The sequence below is a fragment of the Streptomyces sp. NPDC093546 genome (assembly GCF_044765045.1).
Classification (GTDB): Bacteria; Actinomycetota; Actinomycetes; order Streptomycetales; family Streptomycetaceae; genus Streptomyces.
Map to the genome: position 1 here is coordinate 140269 of NZ_JBIWJG010000005.1, position 20388 is coordinate 160656.

A 20388-nucleotide genomic window follows, 5' to 3' on the forward strand; every position below is an offset into this window, starting at 1 on the left:
CCGCGCTGTCCGCGGCCGGCCCGGCTCGTCCCCCACCGAGAGGAAGCACCGTGCGCAGCACACGACATCTGCTCCTCGGGCTGGCGCTCGCCGCCGGCCTGCTGACCGCCGCGCCACCCGCGACGGCGGGCGAGCCGGCGGTGAAACCACAAGCCGCCGAGACGTACACCTGGAGGAACGTCCGCGTCGACGGCGGCGGCTTCGTCCCCGGCATCGTCTTCAACCGCACCGAGAAGAACCTCGCCTACGCCCGTACCGACATCGGCGGCGCCTACCGCTGGCAGCAGTCGACCAAGACGTGGACCCCGCTGCTCGACCACATCGGCTGGGACGACTGGGGCCACACCGGCGTCGTCAGCCTCGCCACCGACTCCGTCGACCCCAACCGCGTGTACGCCGCCGTCGGCACGTACACCAACAGCTGGGACCCCGGCAACGGCGCCGTCCTGCGCTCGGCCGACCGCGGCGCCACCTGGCGCAAGGCCGACCTGCCCTTCAAGCTCGGCGGCAACATGCCCGGGCGCGGCATGGGCGAGCGCCTCGCGATCGACCCGCACCGCAACAGCGTGCTGTACCTGGGCGCGCCCAGCGGCAAGGGCCTGTGGCGCTCCACCGACTCCGGCGCCACCTGGTCGCAGGTCACTGCCTTCCCCAACCCGGGCAACTACGCCCAGGACCCCTCCGACACCAGCGGTTACGCCTCCGACAACCAGGGCATCGTCTGGGTCACCTTCGACGAGACGACCGGCACCGCCGGCACCGCCACCAAGACCATCTACGTCGGCGTCGCCGACAAGGAGAACGCCGTCTACCGCTCCACGGACGCCGGCGCCACCTGGTCCCGGCTGCCCGGCCAGCCCACCGGCCTCCTCGCCCACAAGGGCGTCCTCGACACCGCGAACGGCCACCTCTACCTCGCGTACAGCGACACGGGCGGCCCGTACGACGGCTCCAAGGGCGCGGTGTGGCGGTACGACACCAGGGCGGGCACCTCCGGCGCCTGGAAGGACATCACTCCCGCCGCGGACGCCCACTACGGCTTCAGCGGCCTGTCCGTCGACCGGCAGAAGCCCGGCACCGTCATGGTGAGCGGCTACAGCTCCTGGTGGCCCGACACACAGATCTTCCGCACCACCGACAGCGGCGCGAACTGGACGCGGGCGTGGGACTTCACCTCGTACCCCGACCGCTCCAACCGCTACACCATGGACGTCTCCTCGTCCCCGTGGCTGACCTGGGGCGCCAACCCGGCGCCGCCCGAGCAGACCCCGAAGCTCGGCTGGATGACGGAAGCCTTGGAGATCGACCCCTTCGACTCCCAGCGGATGATGTACGGCACCGGCGCCACGATCTACGGCACCGAGAACCTCGGCCAGTGGGACAGCGGCGGCAAGATCACCATCAAGCCGATGGTGCAGGGCCTGGAGGAGACCGCCGTCCTGGACCTCGCATCACCGCCCTCCGGCGCGCCCCTGATCAGCGCCCTCGGCGACATCGGCGGCTTCCGCCACACGGACCTGACCAAGGTGCCGTCGATGATGTTCACCTCGCCGAACTTCACCTCCACCACGAGCGTCGACTACGCCGAGGCCAAGCCCGACGTCGTCGTACGCGCCGGGAACCTCGACAGCGGCCCGCGCGTCGCCTTCTCCACCGACAACGGCGCCAACTGGTTCCCCGGCACCGAGCCCTCGGGCGTGTCCGGCGGCGGCACGGTCGCGGCGGCCGCGGACGGCAGCCGCTTCGTGTGGAGCCCGGACGGCGCGGGCGTCCACACCGCCTCCGGCTTCGGCACCTCGTGGACGGCCTCCCGGGGCATCCCGGCGGGCGCGGTGGTCGAGTCCGACCGCGTCGACGCCAAGAGGTTCTACGGCTTCAAGGGCGGGGTCTTCTACGTCAGTACGGACGGCGGCGCCACCTTCACCGCCTCCAGGGCGACCGGCCTGCCCTCCGAGGGCAACGTCCGCTTCAAGGCCGTCCCCGGCCGCGGCGGCGACGTCTGGCTCGCGGGCGGCGACCCCGACGGCGCCTACGGCCTGTGGCACTCCACCGACTCCGGCGCCACCTTCACCAAGGTCCAGGGCGTCGACCAGGCCGACACCATCGGCTTCGGCAAGGCCGCCCCCGGCGCCTCCTACCCGGCGCTCTACTCCAGCGCCGAGGTCGGCGGCGTACGCGGCATCTTCCGCTCCACGGACGCGGGCGGGAGCTGGACGCGGATCAACGACGACACCCACCAGTGGGGCTGGACCGGCGCCGCCATCACCGGCGACCCGCGCGTCTACGGCCGGGTGTACGTGTCGACCAACGGGCGCGGCATCATCTACGGCGACACCGCCGACGGCGGCACCGGGCCCGGCCCCGGACCCGGCCCGACGGACCCGCCCCCCGCCGAGGGGCCGTGCGCGGCCACGTACAAGGTCACCAACCAGTGGCAGGGCGGCTTCCAGGCCGAGGTGACCCTCAAGAACACCGGTACGGCAGCGTGGAGTTCCTGGTCGGCGGGCTGGACCTTCCCCGGCGACCAGCGGATCACGCAGGTGTGGAACGCCACCCACACCCAGACCGGCGCCGCCGTCACGGCGAGGAACACCGCCTGGAACGGCCGCGTCCAGCCGGGCGGCTCGGCCACCTTCGGCCTCACCGGCTCGTGGTCGGGGACGAACGCGCCCCCGACCACCCTGTCCTGTACGCCTACGGTGCAGTGATCGCGGGCCGGGGTGCGGTCCGCATCCCGGCCCCGATGTGGAAGCTCGGGTGCGGCGGCTGGTTGTAGGCGGTGTTCTGCCAGGCCAGCGCCGTCCGGTACATGGTGTCGTGCAGCAGGGTCGTGATCCTCGTCCCCGTCTCGTACGGGGACGAGTAGATCCGCAGCGCCCGGTTGTCCGCCGTGCGCCACACGACCTCCTCGCGCCAGTCGCCGAGGATGTCACCGGAGAGGGCCGGGGTGGCCTTGGTGCCGTTGTTCGACGCCACGGACGCCCCCGTCAGCAGCCGGGTCTCGCCGCCCGTGCCGTACTTGTCGATCCGCGTGCCGTCCAGCAGCTCGCGGCTGAGGTCGCCGTCCCACCAGGTGACGAAGTTGACGCTGGACGGCTCACGGCCGACGGACGCCCCGGTCGGCGACCTCAGCGTGGTGTCCGTCGCGGACCACGACTCGGCGCCGGGGGAGCCGGGGTGGATGTCGGCGGAGACGCCACGGCCGTTGTCGCCGCCCGAGGCGGTCTGCCACAGCAGCTGCCCGGTGCGGGCGTCGGCCATCCAGGAGCCGGGCTTGGAGCCGTCCTCGGACACCTTGAAGTACTCCAGCCCGGCGCGGGCGGGGTCGAGGTCCCCGACGTGCCCGGCGTCCCCGTGTCCGAGGCGCGTCGTCCACAGCCCGCCGCCGTCGTCGTCGACGGTCATCGCCCCGTAGACGATCTCGTCCCGCCCGTCGCCGTCCACGTCCGCGACCGACAGGCTGTGGTTGCCCTGCCCGTCGTACCCCTTGCCGGCGTTGGTGGACGCGCTGGAGTCGAAGGTCCAGCGCCGCGTGAACCGCCCGTCGCGCCAGTCCCAGGCGGCGACGACGGTCCGCGTGTAGTAGCCGCGCGCCATGACGAGCGAGGGCCGTACGCCGTCGAGGTACGCGGTCCCGGCGAGGAACCGGTCGACGCGGTTGCCGTAGCCGTCGCCCCAGGAGGAGACCGTGCCCCGCGCGGGCACGTAGTCCGTGGTGCCGAGGGCCGCCCCCGTACGCCCGTCGAACATGGTCAGGTACTCGGGCCCGGCGAGCACGTACCCGCCGCTGTTGCGGTGGTCGGCGCTCGCGCTCCCGATGGCCTTGCCGGCCCCGTCCACGGTCCCGTCGGCGGTCTTGGCGGCGACCTCGGCCCGCCCGTCGCCGTCGTAGTCGTACACCTGGAACTGCGTGTAGTGCGCCCCGGAACGGATGTTGCGCCCGAGGTCGATCCGCCACAGCCGGGTGCCGTCCAGCCTGACGCCGTCGAGGACCGTGTTGCCGGTGTAGCCGGACTGGGAGTTGTCCTTGGCGTTGGTGGGCTGCCACTTCAGGACGAAGTCGAGCGCGCCGTCCCCGTCGAGGTCGCCGACGGACGCGTCGTTCGCCTCGTACGTGTACGCCACGCCGTCGGGTGTCGTCCCGCCCGGCGGCGGGCTCAGCGGCACGTCCTTGTACCCGGTGCGGAACTGCACGGCGTGCGGCGAGTCGCCCTGCTCGACGCCGCCGACGACCGCGCGGACGGTGTAGTCGGCGTGGCTGGGGGCGCCGGAGTGGAAGTAGGTGGTGGCCTTGGTGATCGGGTCGGCGTTCACCTTCGTACCGGCTCGGTACACGTTGAACGCCACGCCGTCCGGGTCGGTCCCGAGCCAGCGCCAGCTGACGAGGTTCCCGGTCCCGGTGTGGACGCTGACGAGCCCCCGGTCGAGCCGCTCCACCTGCCGCGCGGCGGCGGCGGTTTCGCCCGCGCGGGCGGGAGGGCCGAGCAGGGCGCAGGCCACGGCGGCGGCCATGAGGGGAACTCCGAGGGCGGATCTGAGGTGGTACACGCTTCCTCCTGCGGGGGAGAGGGCCGTGTTACGTACCTCACAGTCGCCGCGGAGGGGCGGGAAGTTGCCCGGACCGCCCGGTGGTCAGCGGCGGCGCGTGTAGTCCAGGTCGTCCCGGGCGCTGGGCAGGTCCGTGTGCCCCTGCGACCAGTGGTTGACCCATCCGCACACGCCGCACGCGTAACGTCCGGTCAGGCCCGCGATCCGGGTGCCGCACCGCTCGCAGTCGGTCTCGGTGATCTCGGGCATGGGCCCGCTGGGCTGCCGCCGGTGAGCGGTGCGACGGATGGTCATGCCCGCAGGCTACCGGCGCGGGCTGGGCGGGTCCGCCCGCACGTAACGCGGCGCATCGTCGTCCGGGGTCTCGGGGCTCCCGAAGTGGAACGGCACCGCGAGGTGCGCGGCCAGCTCCCGGCCGGCCCGGTCGGCCGCCACGGCCGACGGGTGGCGCCCGCCGACGTCCTCGCCCCCGAGGTACCGCACGGCGGTGCCCCGGTAGACGGTGGCGAGCGGGTACTCGCCCGCGGGGTCGGCGGTGACGGCCAGCAGGTCCACGAACCAGTCGTGGACGGTGTCGCCGTCCCACACGGCCTCGACCGCCACGACCCGGCCGGGCGCCCCGGCGGCGAGGGCGGCCAGGGATTCAAGGTCGAGCGGGCTGTCGGGCGTGAGGGCGACCCGGTCGCCGTGGTGCAGGTAGCGCTCGTGGACCACGAGCTGGGCCTCGTGGAGCCCCACCCCGCGGGCGCGGCCCGCCTCGAAGACGACGCGAACGGCCCGCATGCGGGCGTCCTGCAGGACGTAGCCGTCGACCTGCTCCCGGATGCCGGCCGGGAGCAGGTCCCACCAGTTACGTGTCACTTGTCGAGCTTCCACTGCCCGGTCTGGTCGGCGAAGCCCGAGTTCATCGCGAACTGCACCGTGGCGAGCTTCGACGCCTTGGGCACCTCGAACACGACCCAGCCGAGCACCTTCTCACCGGGCGGCACGTTGGCGCTGGACGTCATCGACGGCCCGGCGGTGATGTCGGCGAGCGTGGTGCCGAACCGCTGCCCGTCGCCGTCCGCGACCTGCGCGCCGTTCCCCGGGCTGTCCGCGTAGACCTTGGTCCCGGTGTTGACCAGCTCGAACTGGGCGCCCACCCACCGGCTGCCGTCCTCGGGGGCGAAGAACTCGTCCTTCGACTTCGCCGGGTCCTCGATCTTCTTGAGGGTCACGGCGAGCTGCTCGCCGTCCTCCATGCCCTTGAGGGTGACCGTGTCACCGACCTTCGCGACGCTCGGCTTCTCGGCCTTCGGCTTCTCCGCCGGCGCCGCGCTCTCCCCGACCGAATCGGCGGACGCCTTGACCTCCGGCGCACTGCCGCCGTACTGCGGGCCGCCGCAGGCGGTGAGCACGCTTAGGCAGACGAGGGCGGTCAGGGTGATGGTGGTGGTGCGGCGCATGGTCCCCCCAGGCGTTGTTCGTGATCAGAGACACATCATGCGCTGTGTGGAGCGGATGTGGAGCCGTCGCGACCGTTTCGTGACGATGCCGAACGAGTGGGAGCTGCGCTCCGGACATGGTTTCCAAGCGGAACGATCGGCATGTGCCCTGCCTTCTCGGGATGGCTTCCCGACGCCGGGGCGAGCGGTAGCATCGCCGCTCTGCCGACCGCCGAGAAGAGGAACTGTGGACGTGACACGACCGCGCGTGGGCGTCGCCGTGCTGACGATGGGCGATCGACCCCGCGAACTGCGGTCGCTGCTCGACTCCGTCGCCAATCAGGACGAACCGCCCACGATGACGGTCGTGGTCGGCAACGGCACCCGCCTGCCGCCGCTGCCCGAGGGGGTGACCGCGGTGGAACTCCCGGAAAACCTCGGAGTCTCCGGTGGCCGGAACGTCGCTTTGGACGTGCTGAGGGAGTCCGGGGTTGTCGACGTCGTCGTGGACCTGGACGACGATGGGTTGCTCGTCGACCCGCATGTCCTGCGACGCATCGCCGATCTCCATCAGGATGATCCGCGGTTGGGCATCATCAGCTTCCGTATCGCCGACGAGACCGGCTTCACCGCCCGCCGGCACATCCCGCGCCTCCGCGCGAAGGACCCCATGCGCCGCGGGTATGTGACCACGTTCCTGGGCGGTGGGCACAGCCTGTCCATGCGGATGCTGGACGAGACGGGCGGCTGGCCGGACGAGTTCTTCTTTGCACACGAGGAGACCGACCTGGCGTGGAGGGCACTCGACCGCGACTGGCGGATCCTGTACGAGCCCGAGCTACTGCTTCAGCACCCACGTACGAGCCCTGCACGCCACGCGGTCTACCACCGCATGACCGCCCGCAACCGCGTCTGGCTCGCCCGTCGGCACCTGCCCGCCCTCCTCGTTCCGGTGTACCTGACGGTCTGGACCGCGCTCACCCTCGCGCGGGACCGTTCCGCCACCGGCCTGCGCGCGTGGCGAGCGGGCTTCGCCGAGGGGCTTCGCACCCCTTGTGGGCGCAGGCGGCCGATGCGATGGCGCACGGTGTGGCGCATGACCCGCCTCGGCCGGCCTCCGATCGTCTGAGCGACCGGCGGGCTGTTTCCCGGCCGGCCGGCGTGGTCCGTCAGCTTGCCGGTACGCCTGGGCGGCGAGAGGCGGGCTCGATGACGCGGCTCGGGTGGTGCAGCCACACCTCCTGGTGCGAGGCGTGCACGGTGAGCCCGAACTCGCCCAGCTCCGGGCGGCCGAGTTGCTCGTACTCCCGCCAGGTGCGCTCGATCTCACTCCACAGCTCCCGGGGGCCGTACTGCCAGACCTCGCCGCCGGACGCCGTGGTGGCCGAGCCCTCGGCGTCCTGCGCCCACACCTGCACGGTGCCGTCGTCCTCGCTGTGCCACATCCGTACGCCCGGCAGACGAGTGCCCGCGTACAGCGCGAAGCCCAGAGAGAGGAGCTCCCGCGGACGCACCGCGCACGTGGAGGCGCGGGCGGTGGAGTCGTCCACCGGAGCCGCCGCGGGGGGCCGGTGGGAGCGCATCGGCATGTACAGGGCCCCGCTGTCGAAGAACCCCGACGCGACACCGCCGTCCTCCACCTCCAGCCGTACGATCGCGCCGCTCCAGAAGTCGCGTGCCATGGGGGCGACGATCAGCCCGCCGGGGTGTACCTGCCGCACCAGTTGGTACGGGACCGACCGGAGGGCGCACGTGGAGATCACGCGGTCGTACGGGCCTTCGGCGGCCCACCCCCATGCGCCGTCGCCGTAGGCGAGGTTCGGCGTGTACCCGGCGGCGCGCAATGCGGCGGCCGCGTGGTGGGCCAGGCCGGGGTCGATCTCGACGCTGTAGACGCGGGAATCGCCGAGGCGCGCGGAGAGGAGGGCGGCGACGTAGCCGGAGGCGGTGCCGATCTCCAGCACCCGGTGTCCCGACTCGACGTCGAGGAGCCGCAGCATGCGGGCGACCGTGGATGGCTGCGAATTGGAGGAGGTGGCGATGCCGGGGCCATTGGCGTGCCCGTCGTCGATCTGGATGACGACCGGCTCGTCGCTGTGGATGAGGGCGAGGCGCTCCGCCTCGGTGGTGATGGGCACGCACTCGGTGGGGCCTTGCCGCCAGATCCGCTGGGGGATGAAGTCCTCGCGGGGGACGGCGTGCCACACCGCGCGCCAGTCTTCGTCGAGCAGGCCGCGCTCGTAGAGGTGCTCGACGAGGGTGGCGTGCCCGCTCGGGTGGGTGGACGTCACGTCAGCTCCCGTCTGCCGCGTGCTTGCTCGGCTTGGGAGGGACGCCGTCGGGGTTCGGCGGGGTGGGCGGCGGCGTCCATGGCTTGTCGGACGGCTGCCCGGCGTGCTTTCCGCCGTCGTCCATCGTGGTGCTCATCTGTACCTCCTGGGTGGGTGGTGCCGGATGTGGCGGGGTGGTGGTGTCCGCCCGCCGGGTGTACGGGACGTCGCTCGGGCCGCAGCCCGGGTGCCGGGCATCCCTGTCACAACTGCCTCCGCGCGTACGCCCGCAACAGGTTCTCGCGCAGCAGATGCGGGTCGGTGAGTACGCCGTCGCCGTCAGGCGGATACAGCCACGTGCGGCCGCGCCCGGTCATACCCGGTGCCGGGCACAGGAGCGCTCCGCCGCGCCCCACGCACACGGTGCCCCGCAGGGGCTCCCAGGTTTCGGCGGCGCCGACCGGGACGAGGAACTCGATGGTCTGGCGGGGCTGGCAAAACAGCACCGGCCCGAGCGGTACGGGTGCCTTCGCCAACCCTTCCAGGGCGCGCATGCCGAGGGAGTCGACGGCGCGTACGACGTCGAACCGTACGCCGAGCGGTACGTCCGCGAGGCCGTCGGGGCGGTCGACCCACTCGGACAGAATGATCGACGGCGGTTCCATTACGGACGCGAGCCACATGGCGCCGGGGGCGGGCCGGCTCGGCGTCGCCAGCGGCAGATGTACAGCACTCACCGCGCACGCTCCAACGTCGGTACGGTGCGCTCGGGGAGCAGCCGGTACAGCGGCTTGACTCCACGCCGCTCGGCGCAGGCGCTGTGCGCGAGGACGCGGACGTCGGGGCCGCTGGTGGCGGGGCGGCTACGGATGCACACGTCCGCGCCGTCCTCCGGGCAGTAGGCGCACTCGTTCACGCCGCCGCCTCCCGGTGGTTCCCGCAGACGAGCACGGGCCACACGCGGTCGTGCCCGACGAAGTGCCGGCACGCCTCGCCGTGGAGGCGAACGACGCTTACCGACTGGACTGGCGCTTCCCCACTAGGTGGTGCGGTCGTGTTGCTCATGACGGCGATACTGGCCCGCTGCCAAGGCCACAAGTGACACAAGGTGTGTCACCGTCAGACCGCCCCTACCCATTCCGCGAACGCGGTGAGTGACTCATCGTCGGCGCGCTTCAGGCGACGGAGGGTAGCTGCGGTCTCCCGTGCCCACGGGTGCTCGCGGGTGTGCTGCGGGGCGATGCGCCGCGCGACTTTCAGCGACTCGAAGGCATGGTCGGTGCGGCCGGACCAGAGCTGCGCGCGGGCGAGCTCGATGTAGAAGCCCGACCGCCGCTCGGTCGGCAGAACTGCGGGCGGTTTCCACTCGCGGGCCACCGTCAGCGCGTCAGCCGCGTGGTCACCGCCGAGACTCACAGCGACGGACACCCGGTGGACTCGTACCGAGTCAGGACCGAACGCGGTACCGGCGTACACCGACTCCGGGGCCCGTTCGGCCAGCGTTCCGGCCTCACGCAGATGTGCTCGAGCCGCGTCCGCGTCTCTCGCCCGGGCGGCGATGACGGCCGCGCGCATGTGCAGCGCGCCACGGGCTGCCGCCGCGTGCGGGCTGTCCGAGGACGGCGCCGCGTCGATGGCCGTCTCCAAGGCGCGCAACCCCGCTTCGTGGGCGCGGGCGGCGAAGAACGTCTCCGTGCGGACGTACGCGGTGGAAGCGGCGACGGACGGGTCCTCGGCGTGAGGCGCAGCCCAGCGCATCAACTCGATCAGCCGGGCGGACAGGTCCAGAGCGCCGTGCTTGTAGGCCACTGCGTCGGCGGAGCGCGCAGCCGAGGTGAGCAACCGGGCGGCCTCTGCTCTCTCCCCGTCTTCGGCGGCGTGGTACGTCGCGACCGCGTCGGCGAGGAGGGTGGGCGCTGCCGTGGCGAGCCGTACGTACTGGGAGTTGAGACGCCACGTAGCCGCCTCGGCCACCGCCGCACGTACGTCGGGGAGCGACCGCCCCGACGGCTCGGTGGGGATGTCATACGCGGCGATGGCCGCGGACACCGCGCCCAGGGCGATCCGGACGCGATCCCCCGACCGGTCGGGCCCGGCCTGTAGGCGGCTCGGATCAAGGGACAGGGCGGCCGCGATCCTGTCGAGCGTCTCGTCGCTGGGCTGCCTCGTCCCCTGCTCGATCTTCCTCAGCAGGCTGGGAGAGATGTGCGCGGCGGCGGAAAGTTGCACCTGCGTCATACGGCGTGCACGGCGGGCAGTGGCGATGCGGGCGCCGACGCCGCGCAAGGGGTCCGGCATACGTGCACCGTACTCGCCGCATCGTGCCTCTAGGTAACCCTTTCATCCCTTTCGGTGAGGATTGCCAGCAGCTCGTTCAGGCCGTCAATCGTGTAGTCCGCGGTCTTCTGGACCTTGGCATCGTCAGCCCACAGATAGCCCCATGGGCCGCGCCGCAGATGGGCGGTCGCGAGCCCTGCTTCGGCGGCCGGGTACAGGTCGTTCACCGGGTGGTCGCCGACGTACAACAGCTCGTGTGGTGCGACCCCGGCGGCGTCGAGGACCCGTGCGAAGAAGTCGAGGTCGGGCTTGGCCACACCCCACTCGCCGGAGGTGGCAAGGTGATCGACCGGCAGATTCAGCCCACGAAGCAGCGCGCCGGCCCGCCGGGTCTGGTTACCCGCGACGATGACCCGGATTCCGGCCTCCTTGAGCCCGGCGAGCGTGGGCCGTACGTCGTCGTACAGGTCCGTCTCATCGAGGTGCTCGCCCCGACCGGCAGCCTCACGCGCTGCGTACTCGGCGGCCAAGTCGATGTCGGGGCGCAGCAGGCGGATCGCGTCGGCGTTGTCCCTGCCCTGCGCGGTGACGGCACCGACCAGCGCGGCCAGGGTGTGTCTCGGTACGCCGAGCCAGTCGGCCCACGATGCCCAGTAGCGGTCATCGCGGATCAGGGTCTCTCCGATGTCGAAAGCTACGGCGCGGATCACAGGGGCAGCGTAGAGGGAGCCCGGAGAGGACGAACCTGTGAGGCGGCTCACAAAGAGCTCGGCCACTTCACGAGCACCCACAACATGAAGAAGGGCTGACCTGTTTCCACAGGCCAGCCCTTGATCAATCAGGGTGAGTAACGGGACTCGAACCCGCGACATCCTGGACCACAACCAGGTGCTCTACCAGCTGAGCTATACCCACCACGACCGGTCTTTTTCCCGACCGGCCGAGAAAAAGTGTACAGGGTCCGAGAGGGTGCTCGCTCCCGCCTTTCGGGTGGCGGGTCGGCGGGGGTGTCAGGCGGCCGGTTCGGCGGGCAGGACGTGGCGGGAGGCGATCTCGCGGGCGGTCTCGGAGTCCGGGCCGGGCTGGGGGACGAAGATCGCCTCGCGGTAGTAGCGGAGCTCGGCGATGGACTCGCGGATGTCGGCGAGCGCGCGGTGGTTGCCGCTCTTCTCCGGACTGTTGAAGTACGCCCTCGGGTACCAGCGGCGGGCCAGCTCCTTGACCGAGGAGACATCGACGATCCGGTAGTGGAGGTAGTCCTCCAGCGTCGGCATGTCGCGCAGCAGGAAGCCGCGGTCCGTGGAGACGGAGTTGCCGCACAGGGGCGCCTTACCGGGCTCCTTCACGTGCTCGCGTACGTACGCCAGGACCTGCTCCTCGGCGTCGGCGAGGGTCGTGCCCGCGGCCAGCTCGTCGAGGAGGCCGGAGGCCGTGTGCATCTGGCGCACCACCTCGGGCATGGTCTCCAGCGCGGCATCCGGCGGGCGGATCACGATGTCCACGCCGTCGCCGAGTACGTTCAGTTCCGAGTCGGTGACCAGCGCGGCCACCTCGATGAGTGCGTCGTCCGTCAGCGAGAGCCCGGTCATCTCGCAGTCGATCCACACCATGCGGTCGTTCATGCGTCCTACCTTAGATGGGCCGCGCCGGAGGGGGTGTGGTCGTGCACCCCCTCCGCCGCGGCCCATCGTCACGGTGCGCTGCGCTGGCCCGGCAGGGCCACGTGCGGTCTGCCCGGCTCCCCGGGGCCTCCCGGGGCCCGTCTGGCGCCCGGCAGGACCGCCTCCACGACCGCCGTCGGCGGCGGGGAGGAGGAGGCCGTGTCGCCCTGCGGCCGCCGGGCCCGGTAGGCGGCCCGGTACGCGGCCGGCGACGAGCCCAGCTGGCGGCGGAAGTGGCCGCGCAGGGCCACCGGCGAGCGGAAGCCGCAGCGGCCCGCCACCTCGTCGACCGAGTAGTCGGAGGTCTCCAGCAGCCGCTGCGCCTGGAGCACCCGCTGGGTGATCAGCCACTGCAGCGGCGCCGAGCCCGTCAGCGAGCGGAAGCGCCGGTCGAAGGTCCGCCGGCTCATGTACGCCCGGGCGGCCAGCGTCTCCACGTCGAACTGCTCATGGAGGTGCTCCAGCGCCCACGCGACCACCTCGGCCAGCGGGTCCGAGCCGATCTCCTCGGGCAGCGAGCGGTCCAGGTACCGTTCCTGGCCGCCGGTGCGCCGCGGTGGCACCACCAGCCGCCGGGCCAGCGCCCCGGCCGCCTCGGCCCCGTGGTCCGTCCGCACGATGTGCAGACAGAGATCGATTCCGGCCGCCGTTCCGGCGGACGTCAGTACGTCGCCGTCGTCGACGAAGAGCTCCCGCGGGTCCACGTGGACCGACGGGTAGCGCTTGGCGAGCGTCGGCGCGTACATCCAGTGCGTGGTCGCCGGGCGGCCGTCGAGTAAACCGGCCGCCGCGAGTACGAAGGCACCGGTGCACAGCCCGACGATGCGGGCGCCTTCCTCGTGCGCGCGGCGCAGCGCGTCGAGCGCCTCGGGCGGTGGCGGCGATGTGATCGACCGCCACGCCGGTACGACGACGGTGCCGGCCCTGCTGATGGCCTCCAGGCCATACGGTGCGGAGAGTTCCAGCCCCCCTGTGGTCCGCAGGGGTCCTTCCTCGCCCGCACAGACCAGCAGCCTGTAGCGGGGCACTCCGGCGTCCTGGCGGTCAATCCCGAACACGGAGAGAGGAATGGAACTCTCGAAGATGGGGCCGCCGCTGAACAGCAGCACTGCGACGACCTCGCGACGACGGCGTCCGGACAGTTTGCGTCCGTTCTCCGGTGCGGCGGAGTCCTGGCTCATGACGCTAAGCCCCCCTCGGTGTTCGCGTCTCCTAGGTCCTGTCGCTCCTGCACGTTTCCCCTCGGTTTTGCACGAGTCCCCAGTCTTCGATACTCATGATCGAATCTACTGTGTCCCGTGGCGCCGGCGTGACAAGTTCCGCATCCGGGACTATGTCGACAAGGCAACTTGGCGCGAAGCATTCGATCACGAAGGTTTCCACTCGCGGGGCCCGCAGGGAAGTGCGCCTCGCGTGCATGGCCCATCCGCATAGGGTTCCCGCGACCCCGGCGAGGCTTTTTTCCCTGGTGACAAGGGGGTTGGCAGGCCATTTTGGCAAGGACTCGCCACCTCCCTGAAGTTGGCTGAAAACGTACGGGCGCAGGTGTGCGAAACCCTCAGTCCGCGGGCGTACACCGTCCCCCGCGACGGCCGCCCCGGTGCGCCCCCGTGCCCGCACGCGTGCCGGTACGCGTCCCCGTACGCGAGTGACGGCCCCGGTACGGCGCGTACGGCTCCGCGGGCGCCCGGGCGGCCAGCCGCTCCGAGCGGCGCAGCAGCGCCCGGCAGGCGGCGGTCACCGCCGTGAGGCCGAGCGCGGTCGTGACCGCGCCGCCGGGGGAGGTCCCGCCGGCGACGAGCACCACGGGGACCAGGGCGCAGCTGAAGGCGGCCCAGCGCACCACCTCGCTCGCCGACTCGGAGGCTCCGGAGGGGGTCGTTCCGGAGCCGGTCGTGGGGCCGGGTGGGGGGACGGGCACGAGGGACTCCCTGGGCGGGTCGGCGGTCCGGACGTGTGGCCAAACGACAGGGCGGTGCTCCGGTCACTGACGCGTGCGCGTGTCCGGCAGGTCACTCGGCCGTCACGGACCGTGTCCAAAGGGCGTCTGTACGACACAACCGGCATTGCCATCCCGGGCGGGCTCGGGCATGCTCCCTGGAACGCCTGTGAGCGCCGTGGGCAGGGCGGCGGGCACTGGGCAGGGCAGGAGTGTCGCCGTACCCTTGGGGGTATGGGGTTGGGAAGATGATTCCCGGACACGCCGCCAACCGTTGTTCCCCCGTCCCTTCTCACGAGGACTGTCTTCGCCGAGACTCCGATGGCCGGTCACGAATTCCCTGAACCAGCGGACCGCAGGCAGGTCGCCGACTCCACGGTCGACCCCCTCGCGGTGGACCAGACGCGCCACGCCTGCGACCCCGCCTTCCTCCACGGCGTCGTCGTCGGCTTCGACGGCTCGACCTCCAGCGAGCGCGCCCTGGCGTACGCCATCGGCATGGCCCGACGGTCCGGCTCCGGCCTGATCATCGTGCACGTGGCCAACCGGCTGCCCACCACCGTCTGGGCGGGCTGCGAGCCGCCGGTCTTCGTCGACGTACCGGACCACCGCACCGAGGTGCTCGGCCTGGAGCTGGCGTGCGCCGACTACCTCGCCGAGGTGCCGTGGATCCTGGTCGAGCGCGGCGGTGACATCTGTCACGAGCTGGAGGAGGTCGGCCGGGAGTACTCCGCCGACGCGATCGTGGTCGGCTCGACGCACGGCATCGTCGGGCGGATCTTCGGCTCGGTGGCCGGGCGGCTGGCGCGGCGCGCGCAGCGGCCGGTTGTCGTCATCCCGTAAACCGCCCCCATCCTGGCGCAGGCCCTCGTGGCCGGGCCGTGATCCGGCCGTTGCCCCGGCGTTATCGCTGGTGAGGCTCCGTCAACTTCCTTCCGTACCGGTGGAATTCAGCCGCACTCACAGGTGGATTGTGCGCTTGTGAAGGGTATATCCAGATGGCCGGGATCCAGTGCTCGGCACATACACGAAGGGAGCCCGCCGTGGACAACGACGTCTCTGCGGGGAGCACCACCACCTCCACTCTCGGCCATCTCGCGCTCGGACTGACCCTGTTGGCCTTCGGCCTCGGCAACACCGGGGTGATCGACCACGTCGCGGCGGCCGACACCGCCGCGCTCGCCACCTGGGTCGGTGGAGTCGCCCTGTTCACGACCGGCCTGCTGGCGCTGCGCGCGGGCAACGGCGGCGAGGGCACCGCCTTCGCCGGGCTCGGCGCCTTCTGGTTCACCTGGGGCACCGCCGTCGGCGGCGGGGCCTCGGCCGAGGCCTCGGGCCTGTTCCTGCTGGTGTGGTCGCTCCTGGCGCTCACGCTGACCGCGTCGGCGAGGGGCACCGGCCTGATGGGGCAGGGCGTGTACGGTCTGCTGTTCCTGTCGCTGCTCTCGTCCGGCGTCGGCGCCTTCGCGGAGACGGGCGTCCTGACCAAGGCCGGCGGCTGGGCCGCCGCGCTGGCGGGCCTGGCGGCCTGGTACGGCGCGACGGCGACGGTCGCCAAGTGGCCCACGCTCCAAGGACGCGCCGCGGGCCGGGGTGTGACGGCCACCGGCTGAGGCGGCCACGAGGCCGGTGTGCGAGGGCGGCACCGGCCGTACGAAAAGGGCGACCCCCGGCGCGTTGGTGGCACGCGCCGGGGGTCGCCCGCTGTCCGGGGTCGGACTTACTCCACGGTGACGGACTTCGCGAGGTTGCGCGGCTTGTCGATGTCCCGGCCCAGGGCCAGGGCCGTGTGGTACGCGAAGAGCTGGAGCGGGATGCCCATGAGGATCGGGTCCAGCTCGTCCTCGTTCTTCGGGACGACGATCGTGTGGTCGGCCTTCTCCTGCTCGGCGTGCGCCACGGCGAGGATCTTGCCGCTGCGGGCTTTGATCTCCTCCATCGCGGCGCGGTTCTTCTCCAGCAGCGAGTCGTTCGGGACGATCGCGACCGTCGGCATCGCGGGCTCGATGAGCGCCAGCGGGCCGTGCTTGAGCTCGGAGGCCGGGTAGGCCTCGGCGTGGATGTAGGAGATCTCCTTGAGCTTCAGGGAGGCCTCCAGGGCGACCGGGTAGCCCCGGACGCGGCCGATGAACATCATCGACTTGGCGTTCGCGTAGTCGGCGGCCAGCTTCTTGATGTCGTCCTCGAGGGTGAGGATCTCCTGGATCTGCTCGGGCAGCTTGCGCAGGCCCTCGATGATCCGCTTGCCGTCGGCGACCGACAGGTCGCGGATGCGGCCCAGGTGCAGGGCGAGCAGCGCGAAGGCGACGACCGTGTTGGTGAAGCACTTGGTGGAGACCACGCAGACCTCCGGGCCGGCGTGCACGTACACGCCGCCGTCGGCCTCGCGGGCGATCGCGGAGCCCACGACGTTGACGACGCCCAGGACGCGGGCGCCCTTGCGCTTGAGCTCCTGGACCGCGGCGAGCACGTCGTACGTCTCACCGGACTGGGAGACGGCGATGTACAGGGTGTCGGGGTCGACGACCGGGTTGCGGTAGCGGAACTCGGAGGCCGGCTCGGAGTCGGCCGGGATGCGGGCCAGGCCCTCGATCAGCGAGGCGCCGATCATGCCCGCGTGGTACGAGGTGCCGCAGCCGAGGATCTTCACGCGGCGGATGCCGCGGGCCTCGCGGGCGTCGAGGTTCAGGCCGCCCAGGTGGACGGTGGAGAACTTGTCGTCGATGCGGCCGCGCAGGACGCGGTCCACCGCGTCGGCCTGCTCCGAGATCTCCTTGTGCATGTACGTGTCGTGGCCGCCCATGTCGTACGAGGCGGCCTCCCACTCCACGGTCTCGGGGGTGGCGGTGGTCAGCGTGCCCGAGGTGGTGTACGTGCGGAATTCGTCGGCCTTCAGGGTGGCCATCTCGCCGTCGTCCAGGGTGACGATCTGGCGGGTGTGGGCGATCAGCGCGGCGATGTCGGAGGCGACGAGCATCTCCTTCTCGCCGATGCCGAGGACGACCGGGGAGCCGTTGCGGGCGACGACGATGCGGTCGTTGAAGTCGGCGTGCATGACGGCGATGCCGTACGTGCCCTCGACGACCTTGAGCGCCTCGCGGACCTTCTCCTCCAGCGTGTCGGCCTGGGAGCGGGCGATCAGGTGGGTGAGGACCTCGGTGTCGGTCTCGGAGGCGAAGACCACGCCGTCGGCCTCGAGCTTGGCGCGCAGCTCGGCGGCGTTGTCGACGATGCCGTTGTGGACGACCGCGACCTTGTTCTCGGGGTCCATGTGCGGGTGCGAGTTGATGTCGCTCGGGGCGCCGTGCGTGGCCCAGCGGGTGTGGGCGATGCCGGTGGTGCCGGTGAAGCGCTTGGGGACGCGGGCCTCCAGGTCGCGGACCCGGCCCTTGGCCTTGACCATCTTCAGGCCGGGGGTCTTCGGGCTGGTGATGACCATGCCCGCGGAGTCATACCCCCGGTACTCCAGCCGCGCCAGGCCCTCCAGCAGCAGCGGAGCCACATCGCGCTTACCGATATAACCGACAATTCCGCACATAAAGTTTGCCCCTCCGAGTGATTGCGGGTGTGCCCGGCTCTGGATCAGCCGTAGACGATGCGGCGCAGCTGCCGCAGCGAGAGCTCCGGCGGCGCCACGGCGCGGTGCGGCAGCTCGGCCGCGATGCGCTCGAAGATCGCGGAGTTCACTTCGCCGCCGGACTGCAGTTCGCGGTGGCGGCGGCGGACGAACTCCTCGGTCGTCTCGTCGAAGTACGCCAGCACGTCGAGCACCACCCGGGCGGCCTCACCGCGCTGGAGGGCGGTGCTGCGGACCAAGTGGTCGATGAGGTCGTCATGCGACGGGCGGCGTTCGAGCACCCGTAGATACTGAGGGTTAAGAGGGTGCCTTCGCAAGATTCCTGCCCGATATCGGGCAGGAGCTTCATGATCGACGGTGATCGGCGGATCCGGAACCCTAGAGCTGGCGCAGTACCACCTGCTTGGCCGTGGCGAACTCCTCGTCCGTCAGGATCCCCGCCTGGTGGAGTTCCCCGAGCTCGCGCAGCCGGCGCAGCAGCACGTCATGGTCGGCCGGCGCCGGTGCGGGCGCGGGCGCGACAGCGGGCACCCGGTCCTCCGGCGGCTCGACGGCCCGGGCCGCGTTCGGGTGCGGCAGGCGGGCCACGACGGCGGCCCCGACCAGCGCCATCAGCGGGTCCTTGCGGAAGCCCCACAGCAGCAGAGGGCAGGCGCCGTCCCGCAGGCGCAGCCGCAGCCGCCCGGCCTTCTTCCCGGGCTCGTACGAGATCCCCGCCAACGCCCTCAGCGGGACGGTGATCTCGCCGAGCGTCCGGCGCAGCAGCCCCACGCTCTTGTCGCTCCCCGGCACTCTTCGGATGACGTCCCCGTCGAAACTCCAGGTGCCGTCCTTCTGGATGATTTCCGCCATGCGGTCGACTCTGGCATTGGGCACGCCCCGTGCGGTGGCCCGGCTCCACGGTTGCGACCCCCGTCGAAGGGACCAGCTCGTGAGACACCACAGGACCTCTTCCCGCTCCCTCCCCCGCCTGCGGCTCCTCGGCTCGCTGCTGCTCGTCATGGCCGCCGGAGCCGCCGGGACAGGCGCCGCGCCCGGCGGCGCCGCCTCCGCCGCGCCCGCCGCGCGGCCGCTCGGCGACCTCGTGCCCGTACCCGCCTCCGTACGCCCCTCGGGCGGCCCGTACACCCTCACGGCCCGCACCCGCGTCCACGCGGACGACGCCTCGCCCGAGGCGCTGCGCGTCGCCGCGTACCTCGCGGAGGTGCTGCGGCCGTCCACCGGGTACGCGCTGCCCGTCACCGACGACGACGGCGAGGGGCGCGACGGCATCCGGCTGCGGCTGAGCCGGGGCGAGCAGGCGCTGGGGGAGGAGGGCTACCGGATGGAGTCCGGGCGCCAGGGCGTCGTCCTCACCGCCCGCACGCCCGCCGGGCTCTTCCACGGCGTGCAGACGCTCCGCCAGCAACTCCCGGCGGCCGTGGAGCGGGACACCCGGCAGCCGGGGCCCTGGACGGTCGCGGGCGGCACGATCGTGGACACGCCCCGGTACGCGTACCGGGGCGCCATGCTCGACGTCTCCCGGCACTTCTTCACGGTGGAGCAGGTCAAGCGCTACATCGACCAGCTCGCCCTCTACAAGATCAACAAGCTGCACCTGCACCTCTCCGACGACCAGGGCTGGCGCATCGCCGTCGACTCCTGGCCGCGCCTCGCGGTCTACGGCGGCTCCACGCAGGTCGGCGGCGGGCCCGGCGGCCACTACACCAAGGCGCAGTACCGGGAGATCGTCGCGTACGCCGCCTCCCGCCACCTGGAGGTCGTCCCCGAGATCGACATGCCGGGCCACACCAACGCCGCCCTCGCCTCGTACGCCGAGCTGAACTGCGACGGCGTCGCCCCGCCCCTCTACACGGGCACGGCCGTCGGCTTCAGCAGCCTCTGCGTCGGCAAGGAGGTCACGTACGACTTCGTGGACGACGTGATCCGCGAGCTCGCCGCGCTCACCCCGGGCCGCTACGTCCACATCGGCGGCGACGAGGCCCACTCCACCGGCCACGCCGACTACGTCGCCTTCATGGACCGGACGCAGGCGATCGTGGGGAAGTACGGCAAAACCGTCGTCGGCTGGCACCAGCTGACCGGCGCCGTCCCGGCGAAGGGCGCGCTCGCGCAGTACTGGGGCCTGGACCGGACGAGCGACGCCGAGAAGGCACGGGTGGCGGCCGCCGCGCGGAACGGGACCGGGATCGTCCTGTCGCCCGCCGACCGGATCTACCTCGACATGAAGTACACCAAGGAGACCCCGCTGGGCCAGTCCTGGGCCGGGTACGTCGAGGTGCGGCGCTCCTACGACTGGGACCCGGGCACCTACCTGCCGGGGGTCCCGCAGGGCGCGGTGGCGGGTGTCGAGGCGCCGCTGTGGACGGAGACCATCGCGTCGAGCGCGCACATCGACCAGATGGCGTTCCCGCGCGTGCTGGGCGCGGCGGAGCTGGGCTGGTCGCCCGCCGCCTCGCACGACTGGGAGACGTACCGGCAGCGGCTGGCGGGGCAGGGGCCGCGGCTGGAGGCGCTGGGCGTCGACTTCCACCGGTCGCCGCAGGTGGAGTGGCGGACGCGGTAGGAAAGGAGCCGGGGGGGGGGGGGGGGGGGGGGGCCCCCCCCCGCGCCCCCCCCCGGGGGGGGGGGGGGGGGGTGGCGGGGGGGCCCCGCGGGGGGGTGGGGGATGTGCGGCAAAGAGGCGGCGGGG

General features: G+C 71.9%; 21 protein-coding genes and 1 tRNA gene. 5 read left to right on the plus strand and 17 right to left on the minus strand.

Annotation, left to right across the window (positions count from 1 at the left end):
• Positions 1-50 precede the first annotated feature (50 nt).
• Positions 51-2708, plus strand: coding sequence for a cellulose binding domain-containing protein (locus ACIRNI_RS13280; RefSeq protein WP_403551091.1), 2658 nt, complete (start codon positions 51-53; stop codon positions 2706-2708).
• On the opposite strand, the gene ACIRNI_RS13285 is transcribed toward ACIRNI_RS13280, so the two are convergent.
• The 4 genes from ACIRNI_RS13285 to ACIRNI_RS13300 form a co-directional block, all read right to left on the minus strand.
• Positions 2695-4512 carry a rhamnogalacturonan lyase gene (locus ACIRNI_RS13285; protein ID WP_403551599.1) on the minus strand — a complete coding sequence of 606 codons (1818 nt, stop codon included), beginning with the start codon at positions 4510-4512 and terminating at the stop codon, positions 2695-2697. The genes ACIRNI_RS13280 and ACIRNI_RS13285 overlap by 14 nt on opposite strands.
• Before the next feature lie 120 nt (positions 4513-4632).
• Entirely contained in the window at positions 4633-4842 is a 210-nt protein-coding gene (locus tag ACIRNI_RS13290; RefSeq protein WP_403551093.1) for a hypothetical protein, read from the minus strand.
• A gap of 9 nt (positions 4843-4851) precedes the next feature.
• Positions 4852-5409 (minus strand): hypothetical protein, encoded by a 558-nt coding sequence (locus tag ACIRNI_RS13295; RefSeq protein WP_403551096.1) that lies wholly within the window; start codon positions 5407-5409, stop codon positions 4852-4854.
• The gene (locus ACIRNI_RS13300; RefSeq protein ID WP_403551098.1) at positions 5406-5993 is read right to left on the minus strand and encodes a DUF4352 domain-containing protein; all 588 of its coding nucleotides are present in this window, start codon (positions 5991-5993) and stop codon (positions 5406-5408) included. Before ACIRNI_RS13300 ends, ACIRNI_RS13295 begins: the two co-directional genes overlap by 4 nt.
• 232 nt (positions 5994-6225) lie before the next feature.
• Between ACIRNI_RS13300 and ACIRNI_RS13305 the strand changes: the two genes are divergently transcribed.
• Positions 6226-7101 (plus strand): glycosyltransferase family 2 protein, encoded by an 876-nt coding sequence (locus ACIRNI_RS13305; protein WP_403551100.1) that lies wholly within the window; start codon positions 6226-6228, stop codon positions 7099-7101.
• Between the two features lie 40 nt (positions 7102-7141).
• Here ACIRNI_RS13305 and ACIRNI_RS13310 read toward each other — a convergent pair whose 3' ends face one another.
• From ACIRNI_RS13310 to ACIRNI_RS13355, 10 genes are all read right to left on the minus strand, one after another.
• Complete coding sequence (locus ACIRNI_RS13310) at positions 7142-8263, minus strand: methyltransferase (protein ID WP_403551102.1); 1122 nt, start codon at positions 8261-8263, stop codon at positions 7142-7144.
• Position 8264: 1 nt separating this feature from the next.
• On the minus strand, positions 8265-8399 hold the full coding sequence (locus tag ACIRNI_RS13315; protein ID WP_403551103.1) for a hypothetical protein: 135 nt from the start codon (positions 8397-8399) through the stop codon (positions 8265-8267).
• Between the two features lie 106 nt (positions 8400-8505).
• The gene (locus ACIRNI_RS13320) at positions 8506-8979 is read right to left on the minus strand and encodes a hypothetical protein (protein ID WP_403551105.1); all 474 of its coding nucleotides are present in this window, start codon (positions 8977-8979) and stop codon (positions 8506-8508) included.
• Positions 8976-9158, minus strand: a complete 183-nt coding sequence (locus ACIRNI_RS13325; protein ID WP_403551107.1) for a hypothetical protein — start codon at positions 9156-9158, stop codon at positions 8976-8978. Before ACIRNI_RS13325 ends, ACIRNI_RS13320 begins: the two co-directional genes overlap by 4 nt.
• A gap of 203 nt (positions 9159-9361) precedes the next feature.
• Complete coding sequence (locus ACIRNI_RS13330; protein WP_403551109.1) at positions 9362-10540, minus strand: helix-turn-helix domain-containing protein; 1179 nt, start codon at positions 10538-10540, stop codon at positions 9362-9364.
• A 29-nt stretch (positions 10541-10569) separates the two neighbouring features.
• The gene (locus ACIRNI_RS13335) at positions 10570-11226 is read right to left on the minus strand and encodes an HAD family hydrolase (RefSeq protein WP_403551601.1); all 657 of its coding nucleotides are present in this window, start codon (positions 11224-11226) and stop codon (positions 10570-10572) included.
• Between the two features lie 135 nt (positions 11227-11361).
• Positions 11362-11434 (minus strand) — tRNA-His (locus tag ACIRNI_RS13340).
• A 95-nt stretch (positions 11435-11529) separates the two neighbouring features.
• Positions 11530-12141 (minus strand): oligoribonuclease, encoded by a 612-nt coding sequence (gene orn, locus ACIRNI_RS13345; RefSeq protein WP_403551111.1) that lies wholly within the window; start codon positions 12139-12141, stop codon positions 11530-11532.
• Between the two features lie 68 nt (positions 12142-12209).
• Entirely contained in the window at positions 12210-13361 is a 1152-nt protein-coding gene (locus ACIRNI_RS13350; RefSeq protein ID WP_356645880.1) for a helix-turn-helix domain-containing protein, read from the minus strand.
• A 377-nt stretch (positions 13362-13738) separates the two neighbouring features.
• Complete coding sequence (locus ACIRNI_RS13355) at positions 13739-14101, minus strand: hypothetical protein (protein WP_403551112.1); 363 nt, start codon at positions 14099-14101, stop codon at positions 13739-13741.
• 339 nt (positions 14102-14440) lie between these two features.
• On the opposite strand from ACIRNI_RS13355, the gene ACIRNI_RS13360 reads away from it, so the two are divergent.
• Positions 14441-14962, plus strand: a complete 522-nt coding sequence (locus tag ACIRNI_RS13360; protein ID WP_355353662.1) for a universal stress protein — start codon at positions 14441-14443, stop codon at positions 14960-14962.
• Positions 14963-15162: 200 nt separating this feature from the next.
• On the plus strand, positions 15163-15732 hold the full coding sequence (locus tag ACIRNI_RS13365) for a GPR1/FUN34/YaaH family transporter (RefSeq protein WP_403551114.1): 570 nt from the start codon (positions 15163-15165) through the stop codon (positions 15730-15732).
• Between the two features lie 107 nt (positions 15733-15839).
• Here ACIRNI_RS13365 and glmS read toward each other — a convergent pair whose 3' ends face one another.
• The 3 genes from glmS to ACIRNI_RS13380 all read right to left on the minus strand — a co-directional run bounded on the left by glmS (position 15840) and on the right by ACIRNI_RS13380 (position 18548).
• Positions 15840-17657 (minus strand): glutamine--fructose-6-phosphate transaminase (isomerizing), encoded by a 1818-nt coding sequence (gene glmS, locus ACIRNI_RS13370; RefSeq protein WP_355353668.1) that lies wholly within the window; start codon positions 17655-17657, stop codon positions 15840-15842.
• 44 nt (positions 17658-17701) lie between these two features.
• On the minus strand, positions 17702-17977 hold the full coding sequence (locus ACIRNI_RS13375; RefSeq protein ID WP_355353671.1) for a hypothetical protein: 276 nt from the start codon (positions 17975-17977) through the stop codon (positions 17702-17704).
• A gap of 97 nt (positions 17978-18074) precedes the next feature.
• Positions 18075-18548, minus strand: coding sequence for a DUF4429 domain-containing protein (locus ACIRNI_RS13380; RefSeq protein ID WP_403551117.1), 474 nt, complete (start codon positions 18546-18548; stop codon positions 18075-18077).
• 148 nt (positions 18549-18696) lie between these two features.
• Here ACIRNI_RS13380 and ACIRNI_RS13385 point away from each other — a divergent pair, with 148 nt between their 5' ends.
• Positions 18697-20262, plus strand: a complete 1566-nt coding sequence (locus ACIRNI_RS13385) for a beta-N-acetylhexosaminidase (protein ID WP_403551603.1) — start codon at positions 18697-18699, stop codon at positions 20260-20262.
• Positions 20263-20388: the final 126 nt, after the last annotated feature.

Bases quoted from the DNA above. Each gene is read 5' to 3' on its own strand.
- ACIRNI_RS13350 (WP_356645880.1), bottom strand. From the start codon at position 13,361: ATGAGCCAGGACTCCGCCGCACCGGAGAACGGACGCAAACTGTCCGGA.
- ACIRNI_RS13380 (WP_403551117.1), bottom strand. From the start codon at position 18,548: ATGGCGGAAATCATCCAGAAGGACGGCACCTGGAGTTTCGACGGGGAC.
- ACIRNI_RS13330 (WP_403551109.1), bottom strand. From the start codon at position 10,540: ATGCCGGACCCCTTGCGCGGCGTCGGCGCCCGCATCGCCACTGCCCGC.
- ACIRNI_RS13290 (WP_403551093.1), bottom strand. From the start codon at position 4,842: ATGACCATCCGTCGCACCGCTCACCGGCGGCAGCCCAGCGGGCCCATG.
- ACIRNI_RS13315 (WP_403551103.1), bottom strand. From the start codon at position 8,399: ATGAGCACCACGATGGACGACGGCGGAAAGCACGCCGGGCAGCCGTCC.
- ACIRNI_RS13285 (WP_403551599.1), bottom strand. From the start codon at position 4,512: ATGGCCGCCGCCGTGGCCTGCGCCCTGCTCGGCCCTCCCGCCCGCGCG.
- ACIRNI_RS13360 (WP_355353662.1), top strand. From the start codon at position 14,441: ATGGCCGGTCACGAATTCCCTGAACCAGCGGACCGCAGGCAGGTCGCC.
- glmS (WP_355353668.1), bottom strand. From the start codon at position 17,657: ATGTGCGGAATTGTCGGTTATATCGGTAAGCGCGATGTGGCTCCGCTG.
- ACIRNI_RS13300 (WP_403551098.1), bottom strand. From the start codon at position 5,993: ATGCGCCGCACCACCACCATCACCCTGACCGCCCTCGTCTGCCTAAGC.
- ACIRNI_RS13385 (WP_403551603.1), top strand. From the start codon at position 18,697: ATGGCCGCCGGAGCCGCCGGGACAGGCGCCGCGCCCGGCGGCGCCGCC.
- orn (WP_403551111.1), bottom strand. From the start codon at position 12,141: ATGAACGACCGCATGGTGTGGATCGACTGCGAGATGACCGGGCTCTCG.